Source organism: Peptoniphilus faecalis, from assembly GCF_012976305.1.
Taxonomy (GTDB): Bacteria; Bacillota; Clostridia; order Tissierellales; family Peptoniphilaceae; genus Peptoniphilus_A; species Peptoniphilus_A faecalis.
The window spans coordinates 72703-94366 of record NZ_JABDSR010000006.1 but is presented as its reverse complement, the minus strand read 5'-3'; the positions used below and the strand labels follow the sequence as shown (position 1 = coordinate 94366).

Annotated in this window: 19 protein-coding genes and 1 riboswitch; of the genes, 13 read left to right on the top strand and 6 right to left on the bottom strand. The window is 30.7% G+C overall.

Features of this window, described 5'->3' with window-relative positions; translation table 11 throughout:
- Positions 1 to 8: 8 nt before the first annotated feature.
- Entirely contained in the window at positions 9 to 1484 is a 1476-nt protein-coding gene (gltX, locus tag HKO22_RS05385; protein WP_169969087.1) for a glutamate--tRNA ligase, read from the top strand.
- 680 nt (positions 1485 to 2164) lie between these two features.
- On the opposite strand, the gene HKO22_RS05380 is transcribed toward gltX, so the two are convergent.
- The 5 genes from HKO22_RS05380 to HKO22_RS05360 all read right to left on the bottom strand — a co-directional run bounded on the left by HKO22_RS05380 (position 2165) and on the right by HKO22_RS05360 (position 7200).
- Positions 2165 to 2641 carry a hypothetical protein gene (locus tag HKO22_RS05380; protein ID WP_169969085.1) on the bottom strand — a complete coding sequence of 159 codons (477 nt, stop codon included), beginning with the start codon at positions 2639 to 2641 and terminating at the stop codon, positions 2165 to 2167.
- A 241-nt stretch (positions 2642 to 2882) separates the two neighbouring features.
- Entirely contained in the window at positions 2883 to 3890 is a 1008-nt protein-coding gene (locus HKO22_RS05375; protein WP_169969083.1) for a polysaccharide deacetylase family protein, read from the bottom strand.
- A 64-nt stretch (positions 3891 to 3954) separates the two neighbouring features.
- Positions 3955 to 5973, bottom strand: coding sequence for a YcdB/YcdC domain-containing protein (locus HKO22_RS05370; protein WP_169969081.1), 2019 nt, complete (start codon positions 5971 to 5973; stop codon positions 3955 to 3957).
- 76 nt (positions 5974 to 6049) lie between these two features.
- Complete coding sequence (locus HKO22_RS05365; RefSeq protein WP_075660241.1) at positions 6050 to 6259, bottom strand: DUF1858 domain-containing protein; 210 nt, start codon at positions 6257 to 6259, stop codon at positions 6050 to 6052.
- A gap of 32 nt (positions 6260 to 6291) precedes the next feature.
- Positions 6292 to 7200, bottom strand: a complete 909-nt coding sequence (locus HKO22_RS05360; protein ID WP_169969079.1) for a stalk domain-containing protein — start codon at positions 7198 to 7200, stop codon at positions 6292 to 6294.
- 86 nt (positions 7201 to 7286) lie between these two features.
- On the opposite strand from HKO22_RS05360, the gene HKO22_RS05355 reads away from it, so the two are divergent.
- The 12 genes from HKO22_RS05355 to HKO22_RS05300 all read left to right on the top strand — a co-directional run bounded on the left by HKO22_RS05355 (position 7287) and on the right by HKO22_RS05300 (position 19011).
- Positions 7287 to 8240, top strand: coding sequence for an AEC family transporter (locus HKO22_RS05355; RefSeq protein ID WP_169969077.1), 954 nt, complete (start codon positions 7287 to 7289; stop codon positions 8238 to 8240).
- A gap of 41 nt (positions 8241 to 8281) precedes the next feature.
- A riboswitch (SAM riboswitch) is annotated at positions 8282 to 8374 on the top strand.
- 121 nt (positions 8375 to 8495) lie between these two features.
- On the top strand, positions 8496 to 9668 hold the full coding sequence (metK, locus tag HKO22_RS05350; RefSeq protein ID WP_169969075.1) for a methionine adenosyltransferase: 1173 nt from the start codon (positions 8496 to 8498) through the stop codon (positions 9666 to 9668).
- Positions 9669 to 9773: 105 nt separating this feature from the next.
- Positions 9774 to 10730, top strand: coding sequence for a hypothetical protein (locus tag HKO22_RS05345; RefSeq protein ID WP_169969073.1), 957 nt, complete (start codon positions 9774 to 9776; stop codon positions 10728 to 10730).
- A gap of 116 nt (positions 10731 to 10846) precedes the next feature.
- Positions 10847 to 11764, top strand: coding sequence for an SAM-dependent methyltransferase (locus HKO22_RS05340; protein WP_169969071.1), 918 nt, complete (start codon positions 10847 to 10849; stop codon positions 11762 to 11764).
- A gap of 135 nt (positions 11765 to 11899) precedes the next feature.
- Complete coding sequence (locus HKO22_RS05335; RefSeq protein WP_075660247.1) at positions 11900 to 12178, top strand: HU family DNA-binding protein; 279 nt, start codon at positions 11900 to 11902, stop codon at positions 12176 to 12178.
- Between the two features lie 946 nt (positions 12179 to 13124).
- Positions 13125 to 13367 carry an RNA-binding S4 domain-containing protein gene (locus HKO22_RS05330; RefSeq protein ID WP_169969069.1) on the top strand — a complete coding sequence of 81 codons (243 nt, stop codon included), beginning with the start codon at positions 13125 to 13127 and terminating at the stop codon, positions 13365 to 13367.
- Between the two features lie 29 nt (positions 13368 to 13396).
- Positions 13397 to 13750, top strand: coding sequence for an FtsB family cell division protein (locus tag HKO22_RS05325; protein WP_169969067.1), 354 nt, complete (start codon positions 13397 to 13399; stop codon positions 13748 to 13750).
- Between the two features lie 14 nt (positions 13751 to 13764).
- On the top strand, positions 13765 to 14142 hold the full coding sequence (locus HKO22_RS05320) for a S1 RNA-binding domain-containing protein (RefSeq protein WP_075660250.1): 378 nt from the start codon (positions 13765 to 13767) through the stop codon (positions 14140 to 14142).
- 43 nt (positions 14143 to 14185) lie between these two features.
- Positions 14186 to 15520: a tRNA lysidine(34) synthetase TilS gene (gene tilS, locus HKO22_RS05315; RefSeq protein WP_169969065.1), complete on the top strand. Its 1335-nt coding sequence runs from the start codon at positions 14186 to 14188 to the stop codon at positions 15518 to 15520.
- Positions 15507 to 16043, top strand: coding sequence for a hypoxanthine phosphoribosyltransferase (hpt, locus tag HKO22_RS05310; protein WP_075660252.1), 537 nt, complete (start codon positions 15507 to 15509; stop codon positions 16041 to 16043). The genes tilS and hpt overlap by 14 nt, the downstream gene beginning before the upstream one ends.
- 10 nt (positions 16044 to 16053) lie before the next feature.
- Positions 16054 to 17997 (top strand): ATP-dependent zinc metalloprotease FtsH, encoded by a 1944-nt coding sequence (ftsH, locus tag HKO22_RS05305; RefSeq protein WP_169969063.1) that lies wholly within the window; start codon positions 16054 to 16056, stop codon positions 17995 to 17997.
- Between the two features lie 78 nt (positions 17998 to 18075).
- Positions 18076 to 19011 (top strand): AEC family transporter, encoded by a 936-nt coding sequence (locus HKO22_RS05300; RefSeq protein WP_075660254.1) that lies wholly within the window; start codon positions 18076 to 18078, stop codon positions 19009 to 19011.
- A 110-nt stretch (positions 19012 to 19121) separates the two neighbouring features.
- Here HKO22_RS05300 and HKO22_RS05295 read toward each other — a convergent pair whose 3' ends face one another.
- On the bottom strand, positions 19122 to 21545 hold the full coding sequence (locus HKO22_RS05295) for a transglycosylase domain-containing protein (RefSeq protein ID WP_169969061.1): 2424 nt from the start codon (positions 21543 to 21545) through the stop codon (positions 19122 to 19124).
- Positions 21546 to 21664: the final 119 nt, after the last annotated feature.

The following is a 21664-nucleotide window of genomic DNA, read 5'->3' as shown; positions in this document are numbered from 1 at the left end:
ATGAAAAAATGTCAGATGTTAAAGTAAGATTTGCGCCATCACCAACAGGCTATTTACACATTGGTGGACTTAGGACTGCATTATACAATTATTTATTTGCAAAAAAAAATGGCGGCAAATTTGTTTTGAGAATTGAAGATACAGATAGAACTAGATATGTTGAAGGTGCCATTGAAAATTTAATAGATTCTCTTGAATGGGCAGGCATTACACATGATGAAGGTGTCTTTGTAAAAGATGGAGAAATAGTAGATATTGGGGACTGTGGACCTTATATTCAATCCAATAGACTTGAAATTTATCAAAAATATGTCGATGAATTAATTGAAAAGGGCTATGCTTATTATTGTTTTTGCTCCAAGGAAAGACTTGATAACCTACGTGAAGAACAAAGAATAAAGGGAAAAGTACCTAAATACGATGGACTTTGCCGTAGTATACCTATTGAAGAAGCGAAAAAGAGAGTTGCAGCAGGTGAAGAATATGTCATAAGACTAAAACTTCCTAAGAACAGGGACATTACATTTCACGATGCAGTTCGTGGCAAAGTTACAATAAATACTGATGAAATTGATGATCAAGTTTTGATGAAATCTGACGGATTTCCAACTTATCACTTGGCTGTAATAGTTGATGATCACCTCATGGGAATTACTCATATTGTAAGAGGAGAAGAATGGCTTCCATCAACTCCAAAGCATGTATTTATGTATGAATGTTTTGGTTGGGATGCACCAGAATTTGTTCACCTTCCAACAGTTTTAAATAAAGATAGAAAAAAACTATCTAAAAGACAGGGCGATGTTTCAGTAGAAGATTTTAGAAAGAGGGGATACCTACCTGAAGGAATTGTAAATTACCTTGCACTTGTTGGTTGGTCTCCTGAAGATGGCGAAGAAATTATGACAATGGATGAATTAATTGAAAAATTCTCTTTTGAAAGAGTGGGAAAGAGCGGAGGAATTTTTGACACAGATAAATTAAATTGGGTCAACTCACATTACATTAAGTCCTACGATTTAGATAAACTATCTGAACTTTCCATACCCTTCGTTACAAAATCTGGACTCTTATCTGAAGAAGAAATTAGAAGAAATTTTGAGTGGTACAAAATTTTAATCGATACAATAAGAGAGGGAATAGACAAATTAGAAGACATTCCTAAGCACATTGACTTTTTATTTGGAGATATTGAAATCACAGAGGACTCTGCTAAAGAAGAATTAGCACAAGATCATGTAAAGGGACTACTTGAATCCTTTATAAAAATTGTAGAATCTCATGATAAAATCGACATGGAAACTGCAAGTGGACTTATGAAAGAAGTGCAAAAGGATTCTGGAGTAAAGGGCAAAAAACTTTATATGCCAATTAGGGCAGCAATCTCTGGAAATGTTCATGGACCAGAAATGCAAAATATTTTATATCTTTTAGGAAAAGATAAATTAATTGAAAGAGCAGAAAAAATAAAAAATGCTCTATAAATTTTAATGAGATAATTAAATTATTTATAAAAATAAGAGGGAAAGAAGTGAATCTTCCCTCTTAAAATTTGCCATAAAAAACTATTCTTTAAAATATTTATACAATTTAGAAATATCACAAATAATAAGTATTCCAATAATTATAGAAATTATTTGTGTGATTAAAATTAAAATATGAATTAAAGTAAAAATAGAAAATCTAAAATTGTAAAATATACTTAAATCTTTTGAACTAATGCCGAGATAATTAATTAATAAATTCCACTTTGGAAAAATTGAAAAATTTTCGGATAATAATCCAAAACTATTTACAAATAACAAGTAATAGAAACACAAAAATCCAATTTTAATTATTTTGTTTTTTTAATCATTTGAGATCAACTACTTTATCAATTTTAATATAATTATAATCATTTTCTTGGAAAAAACATTGTTTATTTGATTTATTATTTTTCATAAAAATTCTCCTGATAAAATTTTAAATGCACTATAAATAAAATTATTTCAGAAAAATATCTCCATTTTTCAACCTTTGAATATATGGAAACATAAAACACACTCCTTATTAAAAAAATAATATCATATTACTCAGATAAAAAAATTTTTCTAAAGCGTATATAAATAGTAAAAATGAAATTATTTATAAAAATAAAGTGGAGTTATTAATCTTAAAATACATATTAATAAGTAATTTCATATTTTTCTTGATTATAGTAGTGGGCAGTTATTTTCTTTAAATCTGTTTTATTTAAAAAAATAAACCAAAAGGAATTTGCTTTATTAAGAGTACAGTCATAGCTATCGTTTATTTTTATATCTTTTATCCTATTATCAAATTTTCCACAAACTACTTTATTGTTTTTATTTAAAGGAATTTCTAAGAAAGAAAATCCTTTTTCTTTATAAAAAGGTTGACAACTTCCTTGATAACCAGACATTTTTTCTTTCATAGTAAGCCTATCATATATGGCGTATGATAAAAATTTAGTTTTCTTATTTTCATATATTTTAATAGTTTCAAAACTATTAGAATTCTTTGACAATAAAATATCTTCACTAGACAATTTGTTTTCCAGATTAAATATATTAGAGTTTCGGAATAATAATAAAAAAGCTAAGCATAATAAAGATATAACCAACAAAAATTTTCTAGTCATAATATTTCTCCTTTTTTTAAAAATCATAATATCACATTATTGTGAAACAGTAAAGCGATTTTTCAAAATCTATAGGACATTAAAAATTAAATATAAGGATGATTGATAAGAAAGGTAAAATATAAATTTATTTTTTAGGGAAAGATAGATTAATTGAAAGAGCAGAAGAAAAAACTCTACAATTTAGAAGCAAAAAAAGGAGACTGTCCACGAAGAACAGTCTTCTTTTTATTTTGAAAAGTTATTTTAAAACTCCAAATTCATAATCTTTATCTTTAAAATATTTTATAATAGAACTTAGAGAATCTACTGTAAGTTGTTTATTTGTCGCATCATGTGCTAGCACAACTGCAATTTTTGCGTTTTTATTTTCATGAAGACTTTTATCTAGATAATTTACGAAGCCTTCAACTGTTGTAGGTCTAACAGATTTTTTCTCTGCATCGCCAACAAGGCAGTTCCAGTCAATCCAGTGAATGCCCTTTGATTCTAGAAGTGCATTACTTGCATCAGTGTTTTGCCAAGACATTTCGCCGCCAGGGTATCTAAATACACTTGAGTGAAAATCTTCTCCAAGAATATTTTTTAACCTTGCATTAGTTTTTTGAATTTCATCATAAACTCTCTCAGGGCTTACAGCTCTACCTGGATATAAATATTCATAGTCATGACTAAAGGAGTGAGTTGCAATAGCATTTCCATTTCTCAGAATTTCACGAACTCGACCTGCCGTTTTATCTCCAATTGATTTTCCAACTAAAAAGAAAGTTGCACGAACATCTTCTTTTTTTAGAATATCTAAAACTTGAGGAGTAATAGTATTATTTGGTCCATCGTCAAAGGTTAGGAATACAATTTTTTTGTCGCCATCATAATTATTTTTCTTAATATATGTGCGTATTTCCTTTGCATCATAGGCGTATTTATCAGCTTTTTTCAAGTGATTAGATCCCTTTACTATAAATTCATCTTCAATTCGAAGTAAGGGATCAAGAGCCACATTAGATATATATTCAGGATCGTAATAATATTTTTTAGGTCTATCCTTATTGATTTCATTTGCGTAGTACCACATAAGTGCTGGGTAAGCTTCATCCTTTGGTTTTTTTATTGCAGAAAACAACCTAGAAAATACAAAAATTATAAGTACTATAAAGATTGAAATTGAAATTATTTGTCTTTTTCTCTTTCTTCTTCTAGCTCTTTGTCTTCTTTGTTTTCGTCTTGCATCGTAATTTGATTGGGTCATAAAAAACCTCCCACTGATAATATACATCAGTGAGAGGCAACTTGCAATTACAAAAGAGTTACAATTACTTTATTGAATTATATATAATGTACAAAATTTCTTCGAGATTTAGCTCTTTATCTGGGTTAATTTCATCGCCGATATAGTCAAAACCCCTTGCAATGATATAATAATTCTCATATTCCTTTAGTGATTTTTGATTTTTAAATAAATCATCTTTAAAAATTCCCTTGGCCTTGGTGAAGTCCTCAAAGCCCTTGTCTATTACTAAAAATTTAATTACATCTTTTTCAGGAATTTTCTTGTCTTTGACCTTGTCCATATCTAAGCCGTAGCGGTCAAAGTCGTAATAATCATCGGAGTAACTTCCATTAAGAAGATTTAAAAATTCCTTGTAAGTTATTTTGTCAGCTAATTTTTTGCCAATAGTTCCAATTTCCATGTCCTTTAAAGAATTAATTGCATCCTTATCCCTTGCCTTGTCAAAGTCTTCATAGGATATTTGGTCTTTAAAGTTAATTATATTTCCAAATTTGTCTCGCAAAATTTTATCTTCGCCAACTAGAGGGACAATATTTTTTATTTTTCCATAGAGAAGCTTAGGACCCTCTTCAGTCATTTCATACTTGAGACCAAAATTTTTAGAATTTAAATAAATTTTATTTGCCTCATCCTTTGTAAGAGCTATATCTTTTGCCTTGCTAAAATCTGCTGTTGAAAAATCTTTTTCATAGATTACAACATTTTTCTCGTCATCGACCGCAATAGTTACGCCTTCACCAAGAACTGGAAGAGAGTTCACGAACCTTGGTATAAAAGGGATAGTAGTGTAGTCAAATTTCTTTACATCAATTTTTTCCAAATTAAGTTCAGTCTTGTCCCCATACTTTTCTAGGAAGTCAAGGGCAATTTTTTTAGCTTCTTCATCAGTGACCTTAGTCTTGACATCCCTTTTGTCATTATAAATATCTAAGCTGACTAATTTTAAAGTCTTGGCATTTAATAGGAGGCTGCCAGGATTTTTTTCATTTTCAAGATTTATTCTGTAATAATAATTATCCTTGTCGGAAGTTAGGGAAATACTTTCAACTGTATAAGACTTGCCAACGATTTCAAGAGCCTTGTCCTTAGCTTCAGATTTTTTCTTTAAATCCTTTAAGCCGTCAATTTTTTTCACTTCAACTTCACTTAAACCAGCTGAATCCTTTGCCTCTTCAGTAGCATAAGGCATGAAAGGATCTCTTAAATTATTTTTAAAAACCTTACCCGTAAGGGCATCAATATCCACTACATCACTTGAAAAAACTTTTTCTACAGACTTGCCGTCCCTAGTCACCTTGTAGGAGAGAGTGAGGGGTGATTTTTCTAAAAATATTTTTTCTGCCTCTTCAGGACTAATTTTTGCCTCCCCCTTAAAGTCCTTGTCCTTTAAAAATGTTATGGCATAGGAATTATCTCCCATGAGCATCATGTCACTTATTTCGCCAGACTCAGTTGAAAAGCTTACATTCAAATAATTATCAGCAAGAGGTATTCCAGCTAAAAGCCTTTGATAAGTTAGGTCTATATAATCACTGCCAGGGCGGATACTATAATCGGATAAAATATATTTCTTGTCAAAATCTTTGATTGCCTTCTTTAAAATATTTTCTGCAGCCTTTAGAGCGTCATCCTTTGAATATTTTTTCTTATTATTTTCTTCATTGGAACTCGTCCACTTGCTATAAGAAATAAATTCTCCATCGCTAGTGTAGGAGACGCTGAGCTCGCCTAATTTTTCGTCAGACCACCTGTAAGTTGTGATGGACTTATTTTTTATGAGCTTGTTTAAGTAATCACTTCCGCTATCACTATTCATTGGGTCACTTAAAATAGTAAAGCTTTCATAATCTCCACTTATATTAAAAATCTTTTTTATTTCTTCAACTTTTTTCTTTTCAGCATCTGTCACTTCTAGGGTTACTGCCTCATCTGTTTCAATATATTTGGAGCTATAATTTACTGCAAGGTCTTTATTTATACTTGCATAGACACTGCCTGTTACTAAAATCAAGGCAAGACCAAAAATTATTTTTTTATTCATATTTACCTCCTTATTAAAGCCTTAAAGTATTTATGTAAAAAAAAGAAGAGGCACTGCCCCTTCTTTAGCTTAAAAATTAAGCATCTGCTTCTTCTTTACTGTCTTTATTAAGTGCAGCTACAAGAATATTAGGATCTATGCCATGAACCATTGCAGCTTCTTCAAGGGATTCCATTTGAGAAGATGGGCACATAATACAACCCATTCCAAAGCTCATTAAAGTTCCAATTGATTCAGGTTTTTTTGAAAGGATTTCTCCAATTAACATATCTTTTTTTATTTCCAAAGTTAACACCTCCTAAATTATTATACCCAAAACTATTTATAATTAAAAGATGAGTATTCAACAAAATTATCACTTATATTTGTTCCAAGGCTAATTTTAAATTCGCTTGTAGGGTCAAAACCCCTTGATGTTAAAGTTTTTGCAACTTCAAAATTACTTTCATAAGGGAAAACTTCAGATTTTTTATCTTGAGTTATTCTTATATAAGGTTTGTATGTGAATTTTCCGTTGAACTTTGTCGATAAAGGAATTACTTCTACTATATTTTCAGATTTTACATATTGAACATTGCCATTGATTTGTCCAGAATCTTTAGTTGCAAGTATATTATTGTTAATATTTTTTAAAAAAACATTGATGTCTAAAATAGGGTCCTTTAGTATGTCCAGTTCTTTGTCTTCGTAACTTGTAGCATATTCGACTATTTTTATGTCCACTTGATTTTTTACAAGAGATTTTGGTTCAATTGCCTTGGAGTCAATTATAACACTATTAGTTTTTTCGTCAAAATTCACGTCAAATCCAATAGTTTGACCTAATTCTCTTAGTTTAAAATAATTATATCCGTCAATAGTGTATACACTAAAGGAATGTCTTATTCCATTCACATATACATTGTGTTTGGAAACCTTAACTTCACTGTCGCTATCCTTTAGTGGAGTTAAATCACCCTCAACTTTTTTATAGTCTGATTTGCTATTTATCATTACAGCAGATCTATCCTCGTCATAACTTACATTGAACTCAGCATCTTTGCCATCTAAAAGTGCAGCAACGTCTCTAAGCTTAAAATAATTATTGTCTTCAATATTGTAACCCTTTATTCCAGTATCCTTTCCATCTAGAACAATACTTTGGCTAGAAACTTTAGCACTGGCAAATACATTTACACTTGAAAACAAAATAAGAGATGCGACAATTGTACCCATAATTTTTTTCATAATATTACCTCCTATTTCTATTGTATTTGAAAAGATGACACTCGACAAGAGAAAAAATTTAACCTATAATTTATATAGGTGATTAAATGGAAAACTTATTAATGGGACTTAATATTGTAACTCCAGTTTTTTTTGTTTTGCTTCTTGGATACTTTGCAAAACAAAGAGGATATATAGATAATAATTTTGTGGACAAGGGTACATGGCTAGTTTTTTATTTAGCTCTGCCCTTTAAATTATTTTATGATATAAAGAGTTCAAGGATTGAATCCTTTCATCTAAAATATGTGGCATATATTTTGTCGGGAATAATTTTTGTAATTTTCATTTCTATTGTTATTGCAAAATCTTTGAGAATTAAGGACAAGAAAAAATTGTCTGCCTTTGTACATTGTGCCTATCGCTCTAATTTTGTCTATGTTGGATTTCCAATTTTAGATATAATTTATAATGGTGCACCTTCAATGGAGCATATGATAATTATAATTTCCTTTGGACTTACTCTTTATAATATTTCAGCAATAATTCTTTTAACTTATTATAGCGAGTCAGAGGAGAAGAGAATTTCAATTATAGATATTGCGATAAAAATTATAAAAAATCCAATGATCATCAGCATAATTGTTGGTGCAATTTTTAATTTTTTACATATTCCAGTTTATCAGGGAGTGGACAAGGCGATAGAAATGGTATCGAAAATTTCTACACCAATGTCCCTTATATTAATTGGTGCTAGTTTAAACTTTGAAAGCTCAAAGAGTGATTTTAAGTTAATGTTTATTTCTGCATTTATTAAGACCATTCTTGCACCAGCAATATTAATTCCAATAGGTGTAAAACTTGGATTTACAAATATGGAACTTGGCATAGCCTTTGTTTTTTGGGCGACACCATGTGCGGCAAATTGTTTCATATTCACAAAGCAGATGAAATCTGATTATGAATTTGCATCAAAGGTAATAACTCTTAGTTTTATAATGAGCATAATTACTTATCCAGTGGGAATATCCCTTATGAATTATTTTAATCTATTGCACTAGATAAATATTAATGCTATAATCTTTTTACAACTAAGAATAATACCTTATTGAGAGTGGTGGAGTGAATGGGCACTTTGAAACCCGGCAACCTAGTTGGTGCTAAATCCCACAGATTTTTATCTGAAAGATGAGGTTTAATGATCCTCACTTTTGCGTGAGGATTTTTTTATGAATGTATTTTTAATTTTCAAAATTATAAACTTTAAATAAAATTCATACATTAAATCAAAGGTATTTAAAATGGAGGAATTAAAAATGAAAAAATGGCAATTTAGTTCAGAATCCGTTACAGAAGGACATCCGGACAAAGTTTGCGACCAAATATCTGATGCTATACTAGATAAAATTTTAGCAGAGGATAAAAATGCGAGAGTGGCTTGCGAAACTATGGCATCCACTGGAATGATAGTAATTACAGGAGAAATTTCAACAGATACTTATGTAGATTTTGAAAAGACAGCAAGAGAAGTATTAGAGGATATTGGATACAATAGAGCTAAATATGGTTTTGACGGAAGAACTTGTGCAGTCTTATCTGCAATAAAAGAGCAATCTTCTGACATTGCCATGGGCGTTGACAGATTTAAACAAGAAGGAGTTGACGAGCTTGATTCCTTTGGAGCTGGAGATCAAGGAATTATGTTTGGATTTGCTTGCAATGATACAGAAGAATTGATGCCACTTCCAATTTCCCTTGCACATAAACTTGCTAGAAGACTTACTGAAGTGAGGAAAAATAAAACTCTTGATTATTTAAGACCTGATGGAAAGACTCAAGTAACTGTTGAATATGAAGAAGACAAACCAATTAGACTTAAAAATGTGGTAGTATCTTCACAACATGCACCAGAGATTCCAATGGAAAAGATTAGAGAAGATATTATTAGAGAAGTTGTAGAAAAAGTTGTGCCTAAAGAATTTATAGATGATGATACAGAATTCTTTATAAATCCAACGGGAAGATTTGTAATTGGTGGACCAATGGCAGATGCAGGGCTTACTGGTAGAAAAATTATTGTAGACACTTATGGAGGCTTTGGAAGACATGGAGGAGGAGCTTTTTCAGGGAAGGATCCAACAAAGGTAGACAGGTCTGGTGCATATTACGCAAGATACATTGCAAAAAACTTAGTGGCAGCAGGACTTGCAGACAAAGTTGAGATTGGACTTGCCTATGCCATTGGAATTGCGAGACCAACTTCTGTATATGTAGATACTTTTGGCACTGGAAAATTATCCAATGAAGAAATTGAAAAAATTATAATGGAAAATTTTGACATGAGACCAGCTGCAATTATACGTGACCTCGATTTATTAAGACCAATTTATAGGCAAACAGCAGCCTATGGACATTTTGGTAGACCTGATTTAGACCTTACTTGGGAAAAAACTGATAGAGCAGAAGAGTTAAAAAAGTATTTAAAATAAATAAAATTTAAAAATCTTGTAATTATAACTATCGAGCAAAAAATACTGACTTAGTATGTTATAATATTTAAGAAGCCAAAACTTTATAGTCGAGAAGGGATTATTATGAAGAAAAATTTTAAATATTTTAGAGCAAATCCTTGCGGAAATATTACAGGATTTGTAATTGCACCAGTGTATCCGGGATATAGAAAAGCTTACACAAAGTGTATCATTGAACAAATAGATAAAGATGTTGAACAAGTTGGTTTTATATCTCCAGCTTACGAAGGTGCACCACTGAGAATGGACATGATGGGTGGAGAATTTTGTGCCAATGCAACTAGAGCCTATGGACTTTATTCAGCAGGATTTTACGATGTAGATGGACTTGTTGATATTGAAGTATATGTAAGTGGTCACGAAGGAACTACTGATGTAATTGCAGATGTAAAAAATCAAAGGGCTTATGTAGCAATGGAAGCTCCTCTTGACAAAAAAAATGTCGAAATTAATGGAAAAGAATACAAATTAATAGAACTTAACGGCATCAGCCATCTAATTGTTGAAGAAAAAGAAGATAAAAAATTTGTAGATGAGGCTTTAAAGGTTTTGAAAGAAAAATACAAAGCTGAAGCCTATGGAATAGTATTTTTTGACAAAGAAAAACTTCAAGCTATTCCCTATGTATTTGTAGAAGGATCAGAAACTCTAGTTAGAGAAGGATCTTGTGGTTCAGGCACTATTGCAGTAGTAAACTATCTCGTAGAGGATATAAACTCTCTTGACGAAGATTACAAAATTTCAATAAAAAATCCAGCAGGAGAACTTGAAGTTTTTGTTTACGAATTTGAAGATGGCAAAAAGTTATGCGTAGGCGGAGAAGTTGAACTTTCAGAAGTGGAAAACAAATCAATTGATATTCCACAGGAAGTTGTAGCACAGGTTATCGCTGAACACGACAAAATTGTAGAAGAAAGAAAAAAACAAAGGGCTGAAGAAGAAAGAGAAAAGCCAGTTGACGAAAATGATTTAACTGATGAAGAACTTGAAATCATGAGAAAAAAGTTTGGATTTGATTAATTTAAAGTTTTAAAGGAGAGGGCGACCTCTCTTTTTTATGCAATAGATTTTCTTATCATTTTTTCAAATAAAGGATTTTTTTAATTACAGCTGATATAATATTAAAGGTGATAAAAATGATAAATGTAGTTGGGCTAGGCTCCACTTCTGCCAAAGATCTCACTCTTGAAGCAGTAAAAATTATGAAAAATGGAAATAAAAATTTTCTCAGGACAGATAGACATGATTCTCTTTCCTTTTTTAAAGAAAATAATATAAAATATAAATCTTTTGACTATCTCTACGATGAGATGGATAGTTTTGATAAAGTTTATTCTAAAGTAGTCGAGATTTTAATCGAAGAATCTAAAAACAAAGACATAAATTATTTTGTACCAGGCACACCTCTTGTAGCAGAAAAAACAGTGAAGATGTTAATAGAAAAAAAGATCGACATAAATATAATAAATGGAATTTCCTTTATTGAACCAGTGCTTGCAGCAGTAGGAAGAGATGCAGTGGACGGGCTATTGTTTTTGGATTCGGATGCCAATAAATTCGACTTTGATACTAGAAGAGATACTATAATAACTCAAGTTTACAACAAGAGAATTGCATCGGATTTATCCTTAGAACTTCAAGAAATTTATGACGAAGAAGATTTAGCTTATGTTATTACAAATGCAGGTATTGAAGATGAAATTGTAAGAGAAATAAAAATTTATGAACTTCCAAGACTTGACGACTACAATCATCAATCCTGTGTTTATATTCCAAGGAGCAAAGGCAAAAATCTTAATATTATTCTAAATAAAATGTCATCTATTATAAATGAAGAAGATTTATATTTAGATGAAGCTAATTTAAATAATATAAAAAATGAAATTATAAAAAAGTCCAATTCAATTTCCATGGATTATGAAAATGAAGAAAATATCTTAGCATTGTCACTTTTATTAATTTTGTTAAAGAGTAATGATGGTCTAATTGATTTACGACAAATTTATAATAAAATCTATAAAAGATTGGATAAAATAGCGGATTTTTTTAAATAAATGTAGAAAATAAAGTCAATATGAGTTATAATTGTAACAGTCTTAGGTTTGCGTGCCCTTTATAAGTGCGTGATGTTTTCTGAAACATGGCAATTCTAAGAAAAGATTAAAGAAAATCTTCAAGGAGGATATTAAATGAACAAATCAGAATTAGTAGCAAATATTGCTGAAAAAGCAGGTCTTACTAAAAAAGACGCTGAACAAGCTTTAAACGGATTTATCTCTTCAGTTCAAGAAGCTCTTGCTAAGGGAGAAAAGGTTCAATTAGTTGGATTTGGAACTTTTGAAGTTAGACAAAGAAAAGCTAGAGAAGGAAGAAACCCTAGAAATCCAGAAGAAGTTATTAAGATTCCTGCATCTAAAGCACCAGTTTTTAGATCAGGTAAAGCTCTTAAAGAAGCTGTTAATAAGTAAGATCTAGTGCTTCTTTAAACTAGGTGATAAAGTAGCATGAGAACTACTTATTTTTAGTACAAAATAGTGTAAGAAGGTGTTAATGCCTATCTTGCACTATTTTTTTATTTATTATAATGAAGAATTAGAAAGAGGATAATTTTTTAAAGCTTAAGTATATGCAAATAAAAGTTAATTTATTTTTCATTATATAGTATTAACAGGTTTGAGAAAAATATTTGCTTTAAGATCTAAAATTAAGAATGGTCAAGGTAACTATATAATAAAAAGAAATAGGTGAATAAAGCATAGTTATATATGTATGTTTCAAAAGAAAAGTGTTTATAAATATAATTGATGGGTATCTTGTTAATAACTAATTACTAGTTTAATGATGAGATAGATTATAGAAAATGGGAGTCTATCCAGTGTGAGAGTTATATTTTAAACTATGATTTCAAAAGGAACTAATTGAAGAACATTATAAGTATGAAATATATGATCCTCAAGGGGGTATATAACTACAGTACACTGGAGTGGAAGAAGGTAAATTTTAATGCCTAGATATTTTTTAACAGACAAGTATACAATTTTATACTTTATACTACAAATCATGTGTCTTCTAGCTATGTATAGAAGTTTCGAAAAAGGTTATAAAAAGTCAGCGATAGTATTTATGTTAATCTTAATAATATTTAATTATCTTTACTTATCAATAAATTACGTAGTTAAGTGGTAAAATTAAAAGGCTTTAGTAAAGATTAAACACTTGCATAGAAATAGATTTTAAAAAGTAATGTAAAAGAAAGGTACTTTTTCGAGCTTTACAATAGCTAATGCTTGGAAGGGAAATTATAAATATATGGTTTAAAGAGAAATCTTAGGCCATATATTTTTTTATGAACAACTCTCTTCTTAGTATTGAAATTTTCTAGTTTTTTTGATATATTCTTATGTGGAGTATATTATGAGATTAGATAAATTTTTAAAAAACTCAAGACTTATTAAAAGAAGAACTATTGCTAAAGAGGCTTGTGAAAAGGGTCTTGTTAAAATCAATGACAAAGTCGCAAAACCATCAGAAGATGTAAATATAGATGATGTTTTGACTTTAAAGCTCGGCGAAAGAGAAATAAATGTAAGAGTCAAGGATATAACTGATGTAAATAGCAAAAAGGATGCACAGACTCTTTATGAGAGAATTGATTAAAAAGTTGAAATTTAAATTGGAGAGATTTTATGAAGGCTAATAGAAAAAAATTTCCAGTGGCACTTGCCATTATTATTTTGTTTTCTGTTTTATATGGGTCTGTGAAAATTGGTAAATCAATTTCCATGAGAAACCAAAAACTAGAGATAATTTCTGAAAATAAAAAAGAAATTTCCAATTTAAAACTTGAAATAGATAATTTAAATTCAGAACTTGAAAATTCTTCTTCTGCTGATTTTGTTGAAAAGGTGGCAAGAGAAGAGTTGGGCATGGTAAAACCTAGAGAGGTTATCTATTTTGACAAGAACAAAGAAAAAGCTTTTGACAAAGATAAAGTTTTAAATAATGAAAAGAAATCTAATGATAAAGAAAATTTTAAATAAAATAGGAGGAAATTATGGATTTATCGCCAGGCGATATTGTTGAAGGTATTGTAAGTAAAGTTACTAAGTTTGGAGCTTTCGTCGATTTAAAAGAAGGCAAAAGTGGTCTAGTACATATTTCAGAGATTGCAGATACTTTTGTTAAAAATATTAATGATCACATTAAAGAGGGCGACGAAGTTAAAGTTAAGGTTCTAAGTATAGACGAAAAGGGGAAAATTGCTCTTTCAATAAAGGATGCGGTTGAAAAAAAGGAAGAACCTAAAGATGAAAAAGTTGATTCGAGATTTGAAGATATTTTGAGCAAGTTCCTAAAGGAAAGCAATACAAAACTTGATGAAGCAAGAGCGAGATATAATCAAAAGACTAAGAAGAGGAATTCTAGAAATTAACAAGTGGTTGACTATCTTTTGATAGTTCTACCACTTTTTTATTATGGATAAATTATTTTGTGAAAATTTAAAAAAATTAAATATTATTAAAAAGGGCGACAAGTTAACTCTAGCAGTTTCTGGTGGTGCAGATTCAATGTATCTTTTCTATAATTTTATGGACATAAAAGATGAATTGGATCTTGATATTATAGTTTGCCATTTAAATCATGGAATCCGTGAAACTGCAAAAAGAGATGAGGATTTTGTAAAAAATATTTGTGAGAGTTACAAGATAAAATGCATAACAAAAACTGTTAACATGGATAAATATGCAAGGGAAAACAAACTTTCTTCTGAAGAAGCGGGAAGGATTTTAAGGTACAATTTTTTTAGAGAAAACTCTAAGAATAGAAAAATTTTAACTGCACATAATGCCAATGACAGAGCAGAAACTCTTTTATTTAATATTATTAGAGGAACGGGAATTTCTGGATTAGTTGGCATTTCTGAAGTCAAGGGCGATATTTTTAGACCTATCCTAGACATAAAGAGAAGGGAAATTGAAGACTATCTGCATAAAAACAATTTAGCTTATGTAGATGATGAGACTAATTTTGAAGAAATTTACACGAGAAATAAAATTCGCCTAAGTTTAATTCCCTATTTAAGCAAGCTAAATCCAAATATAATTGATTCTCTTTTAAGGCTTTCTAAAAATGCCAGGGACGCAGATGATTTTATTAAAGAAATTGTTGAAAAAAATTATAAAAAAGCTGTTAAAGAAAATTATTTTGTAGTAGATGAAATTATAAAAATTCACAAATTTTTGGCTTGTGAAATAATAAAAAAATACTTAATAGAAAATTTTTACGCAGAAAATATTTTAAATCGAGATAATATTTTAAGTATTTACAATTTATTTTTTGGGGAAAGTGGAAAAGTTCTTCAACTTGGCAGCAATATTTCTGCTAGAAAATCCTATGACAAAGTTTTTATTGAAAGAGAAAAAGCTGAAAGAGAAAAAAGATATGCTAAGTTAAAATTGGGTATTAATAAAACTGATTTTGGAGAAATCTTTATTTCAAAAGATGAAAGAAATTCTGAAGCTCCTTCCTTTATAAAAACTATAGACTGTGATAAAATTAAAGGAAAGCTTTTTATTAGGACAAGGCAGAGTGGCGATAGATTTAAGCCTCTTGGCATGAAAAGAAATAAAAAGGTAAAGGACTATTTTATTGATAGAAAAGTCGATAGATTAAAAAGAGATAAAATAGGAATTGTTTGCGATGAAGAGAAAATCATCTATATTATTGGCATGGATATTTCTGAAGATGTCAAAATAGATGAAAATACTTTGAATAAACTCGTCTTGGAGGTTAGAAATGTCAGATATTAAAGAAGTTATTTTTTCGGAAGAAGAAATTCAAAATAAAGTTAAAGAGCTTGGCGAGAAGATTACTGAAGATTACAAGGACAAGGATTTATTTTTGCTTGGAATATTAAAGGGAGCTGTTCCCTTTATGGCAGATATTATGAGAAAAATAGATTTGAATCTTGAATATGATTTTATGGATGTATCAAGTTATCAAGGAACAAGGTCAATGGGCGAAGTTAGAATTTTAAAGGATATTTCTACTTCGATTGTTGGAAAAGATATTTTAATAGTTGAAGACATTATTGATACAGGCATTACTCTTTCTTATCTCACAAAGGTTTTAAAGTCTAGGGGAGCTAATTCTATTGAAATTGTAACTATGCTTTCTAAACCAAGTAGAAGAAAAATTGATTTGCCTGTTAAATACAATGGCTTTGAAATAGAAGATTATTTTGTAATAGGATATGGTATGGATTATAACGAGAAATACAGAGCTCTTCCTTTTATAGGAATATTAGATGAGTCTGTGTATTCAAAACAATGAGGTGATATTATTGAATAAAAAATTTGGGGGAGCTGGATTTTATATTTTACTAATAGTTGTATTAGTGCTTACAATAAAATTTTTTAGTCCACCAGCAAGTGCAGTTGAAGAAAAAAGTTTTACTGAATTTGTAACGGAACTTGACAAGGGAAATGTAAAAAGTGTAACTCTTCAAAATGGAGTGGATTCCGTTGCTAGCGTAAAATTAAAAAATGATGAATCCTTTAGAACTGTAATACCGCAAGAGGCATCAGATACTTTCTATAAAGATTATTTAAAGGAAAAAAGTGATGCAGGAGAGATAAATGTATTGTCTACTCCAACTAAGCAAACTTCTTTTTTAGTTGAGTGGATCCCTACTCTATTGATGTTTGGACTTCTAATTTTTTTCTGGTATAGAATGATGCAACAAGCTGGCGGCGGCGGAGGAAAAGTGAATTCCTTTGGAAAGAGCAAGGCTAAGCTAATTAACAAGGAAGAGGCAAAAAATCTAGTTAAGTTTAAAGATGTTGCAGGACTTGAAGAAGAGAAGGAAGAACTTGGTGAAATAGTTGACTTTCTAAAAAATCCTAAGAAATTTATAAATATGGGCGCAAGAATACCTAAGGGAGTCCTTTTAGTAGGACCTCCAGGGACTGGTAAGACTTACCTTTCTAAAGCAGTTGCGGGTGAGGCTGGAGTTCCCTTCTTTATCATGAGTGGTTCTGACTTTGTAGAAATGTTTGTAGGTGTTGGTGCATCAAGAGTAAGAGATTTATTTGAAAATGCAAAGAAAAACGCACCTTGTATAATTTTTATTGACGAAATTGACGCTGTTGGTAGGAGAAGAGGTGCAGGTCTTGGCGGTGGACATGACGAAAGAGAACAAACTCTTAACCAACTGCTAGTTGAAATGGATGGTTTTGGAACTAATGAAGGTGTAATAGTAATGGCTGCAACTAATAGAGCAGACATACTTGACCCTGCAATATTAAGACCAGGTAGATTTGATAGAACAGTATATGTAGGAAAGCCTGACGTGCGTGCAAGAAAAGCAATCCTTGAAATACACGCAAGGGGCAAAAAGCTTGCAAGCGATGTTGATCTCGAAGTAATTGCAAAGAGAACTCCTGGATTTACTCCAGCAGATCTTGAAAACTTGATGAATGAATCGGCTCTACTTGCTGCAAGGCGTGGCGACAGTGAAATTTCAATGGAAGATGTTGACGAAGCATCTATAAAAGTTCAAGCAGGTCCTGCAAAGAAATCCCGTGTAGTTTCTGAAAAGGAAAGAAAGCTAACAGCAGTTCACGAGTCAGGACATGCAATTGTGTCAAGACTTCTTCCAGAAGAAGATCCTGTGCACATGATTACAATTATTCCAAGGGGAATGGCTGGAGGATTTACAGCCTATCTTCCTGAAGACGACATTTCTTTCATGACAAAGAAAAAAATGGAAGCATCCATAGTTTCACTTCTTGGAGGAAGAGTTGCAGAGTCCTTGGTTTTAGACGATATTTCTACGGGGGCATCCAATGATATTGAGAGAGCTACAAAAATTGCTCGTGCCATGGTTACTCAATATGGAATGAGCGACAGACTTGGTACAATAAACTACGATTCATCTGAAAATGAAGTTTTTATTGGTCGTGACCTTGGCAGATCAAAGGATTATTCTGAAAGGACTGCTGCTGAAATCGACGAAGAAGTTTCTAGAATTGTTAACGAAGCTTATTTAAGGTGTAAAGAACTTTTAAGCGACAACTTAGACAAAATAATTGCACTTTCTGATGCACTTTTGGAAAAGGAAACAATTTATTCAAAGGACTTTGAAAAGATTTTTAACGGTGAAAAGTTAGAAGAGGAATCCATTGATATTGACGATTCAATAAAAATCACCGACCTTTCCGAAGAAGCTCGTGAGATAATTAATAAAAAGGGAAAAGAAAAGAAAACTTCAGAAGATGATAATTAAGTGAAGATAATATTTAAGAATTAAATCTAATAGAGTAAGCCTCTGTAAAAAGAGGCTTTTTTTATATATAGGAGGAATATGGAAACTTTTATACTTTTTAAAAATTTAATGATATTTTTAATTATCATTATGATTGCATTTTTTGTTAGAAAGTTTAATAAAGTTAGCAATAAATTACAAAGGGATATGTCCTATTTACTAACAGATATTACAACTCCATGTATCATAATAACATCAATGACAGTGGAATTTACAGAGGACAAATTAATTCAAGCACGAGATACCTTTTTAATTGCAAATATAATTTTTATTTTTTCTTATTTTTTAATATATTTCATAATGAAATTTTATAAAGTAAAAGAACCTAATAAATCACAAATGATGATGGGAGGAATTTTTACAAATTTAGGATTTTTAGGATTTCCGCTAATACTCGCCATGTTTGGCAAAGATGGTCTTTATATAGCATCTATTGTAAATATGGTTTCAAATTACTTTACTTATACAATGGGCATTGGACTTATTAAGAAAAATTCTACAAAAGAAGGAAAACTAAAATTTCGTGATTTTTTCAACAATGCTAATATTGCTACAATAGCTGGGTTAATTATTTTATTTTCGGGCTTTAAAATTCCAGATTTTATTTATAGCGTACTAGAAATTGTAGGCAATGGCACAGGTTTATTTTCTATGATTATAATTGGTTTAATGCTTGGAGAAATGGATATAAAGGATATTTTTGTAGAAAAAAGAGTTTATGTAATGAGTTTTTATAGACTTATTTTATTTCCAGTAATATTAATAGCTTTATTTTGTATAATGCCTATTAGTATAGACCCCTTTGTGGAAAAAATAATTATAATTTTATTTTCAATGCCAGTTGCATCTATAACGGGAATTTTTTCTACAAAATACGATGTAGATCCTGTTTTTGCAACAAAACTAGTAATGCAGTCGACTATTTTATGTGTTATTACACTTCCTATAATATTATACCTATATAACTTTTTATAAAAATTTTAAGCAATTATTTTTTGAAAAATTAATCGCTCGAAATATTTTAGACATAAAAAATCTCTAAAGCTTAATTAAACTTTAGAGATTTTTACTTTTAATTACAAATTTTATTCCTCATTTTCATCTGTAATTATTGACTTTGAACTAGATTTTTTTCTAGTTTTACTTTCATTTTCATTTGATGATTTCTTCTCATTGTCATTATTTTTGTCATTATCATCTTTTTTATCTTCGCTCTTTTTCTCTTGAGAATCTTTATACCAACCCATTTTATTTGTGTAATGTGGTTTAGTTCCATCGGCAAAGAGTTCTCGCCTTCCGTTAACGTATTTTGTATAAATTCCATCAGGTTCCTCAAATTCCTTTTTATCTAAGTCTTCATGAACAGCTCTCATAATTTGTTTCCAAAGATAAGCTGACTGAGTTGAACCGAAGGATAATTTTTGATTTTTGTCATTGCCAATCCAAACAGAGCAAGTGTAGTAAGGAGTGTAACCGACAAACCAGACATCTTTCTTGTCGTTAGTTGTACCAGTCTTACCTGCAATATCTTGTCCCGCAAAGGATGCATTTCGGCCTGTTCCTCTTTTTACGACATCTCTAAGCATATCTGTTAAAATATATGCATTTTGAGGTGTTGTAATTTCTTCTTCTTTAGGATCAACTTGGTAGATAACTTCACCAGTATTTGATTCGATTTTTGAAACTACATAGGGATTTGCATATTTTCCTTCATTGGCAAGTGTAGTAAAAGCACCCGCCATTTCAAAGGGACTTATGCCGTAGCTCATTCCACCTAAAGTTAATGGAGAATAGTCCATGTCATTCCATGTTGGATTGTCTTTTTTTTCTACAATTGTGCTCACGCCAATGGATTTTAGAGTGTCCACCATTTTATTAATTGATTCTTCATCATTGTATACTTTTGAGTATGTTGAATTTTTATTTGCCTTTGCATCTTTATCAGCAGAAATATCTCTTGCAACTTGAAATGCACCAACATTTGAAGATTGACGAAGGAGATTCCTTATAGTAGTCCAACCTTGATAATAATTTCCTGAATTTCTAGGTGAGTAGCCAAATATTTTTTCTGGCATCTTAGAGTCAAGATAAACATCGCCTGCAGTTGCTCCATTGTTAAAAGCAGTTAAATAAACTGAAATAGGTTTAATAGAAGATCCAGGTTGTCTAGGAACTAGAGCTCTATTTAATAATCTACCGCCACTTACATTTCTACCACCTACAAGAGCTTTAACTTCATGAGTTTTTTGGTCTATTATAACTGATGCAACTTGTGGTTGAATTACTCCATTTTTGTCGGTGAAGCCTCCATAATAATATTTAGGGTTTGAAACCACTTGTTCCAATGTTCTTTGTATATCGATGTCCATGGGAGTGTAAATTTTCAATCCACCGTTAAATAATTTGCTTGTAGCTTCTTCCTTTGTATAGCCTGAGTTCATTAAAATTTTAATAGTATTTTTTTGAACTACATCTGTGTAGAAAGAGGAAATTCCACTCTCTTTACGAGAACCAATGTTGATGTCGATTTTTTCATTTAAAGCATTTTCATATTCTTCATTAGTAATGAGATTTTGTTCATGCATTTTCTTTAAAACTAATTTTTGCCTTTCTTGAGAAGTCTTATTGAAGACAGCCTTCACTGGAACCATTAAATCATTTTGAATTTGAATAAGATCAAAATTATCTATTTGTCCTAGCTCATTTAAACTTTTTGCAATTTCAATGATTTCATCGGAATTAGGTTTTGAATTTTCATTTTTTGGAAGTAAAACTACTTCGATATTTCCAAGGTCATCCTCTGGACTAATCTCTTGAGTATTGTAAGGGGTGTACTTTTCTGGCAAGTTTGTAACGCCTGCTAAAAGTGCACATTCGGCAAGGTCAAGCTCAGATACATTTTTATTAAAAAAAGTTTTAGCAGCAGCTTGTACGCCAACAGTTCCCTTAGAAAAACCTGCAGAGTTTAAGTAAGCTTCAAGTATTTGCTCTTTAGTAAGGTCTTCTTCTATTTGGTAGGAATAATAAACATCTGTAATTTTTCTCACTACGCTTTTAGAGAAAGAAGTGTACAAGTTTTTCGCAAGCTGCATAGTAATAGTTGATGCACCTTGGTCAAAGGATCTGGTTTTTAAGTCGTGGATAAGAGCGCCAACAACTCTTTTATAGTCAACTCCACTGTGTTCGAAAAATCTTTCATCCTCTATCGCCACAATGGCATTTACTAAATTTTTTGGTATATCCTCATAGGGAACAAACTCACTAAACTCATCGGATACCAATGTTTCAATTAGTTTTCCGTCATTTGTATAGATCCTTGAAGTCTCAGAAAGTTGTGATCTGTACTCTGAGGGGTCTATTACGGGAGCTTTTTTAAAAATACCAAGTACAATAGCGGTAGCCATTGAGCCTAAAATAATAATTGCAGCAACAACTATTAATATGAGTATTTTTAATACGCTAGAAAGTTTAATCATTCCACGAGGTTTATTGTTTTTGGAATATTTCATAATAACCTCCTACCAAGATATTATAACAGAATTTTTAATATATAACTATAATTAGAAATGAAAAAATCTCGCACAGAAGCGAGACTTTTCTATTAATTATTCTATTATTTATAAATTAT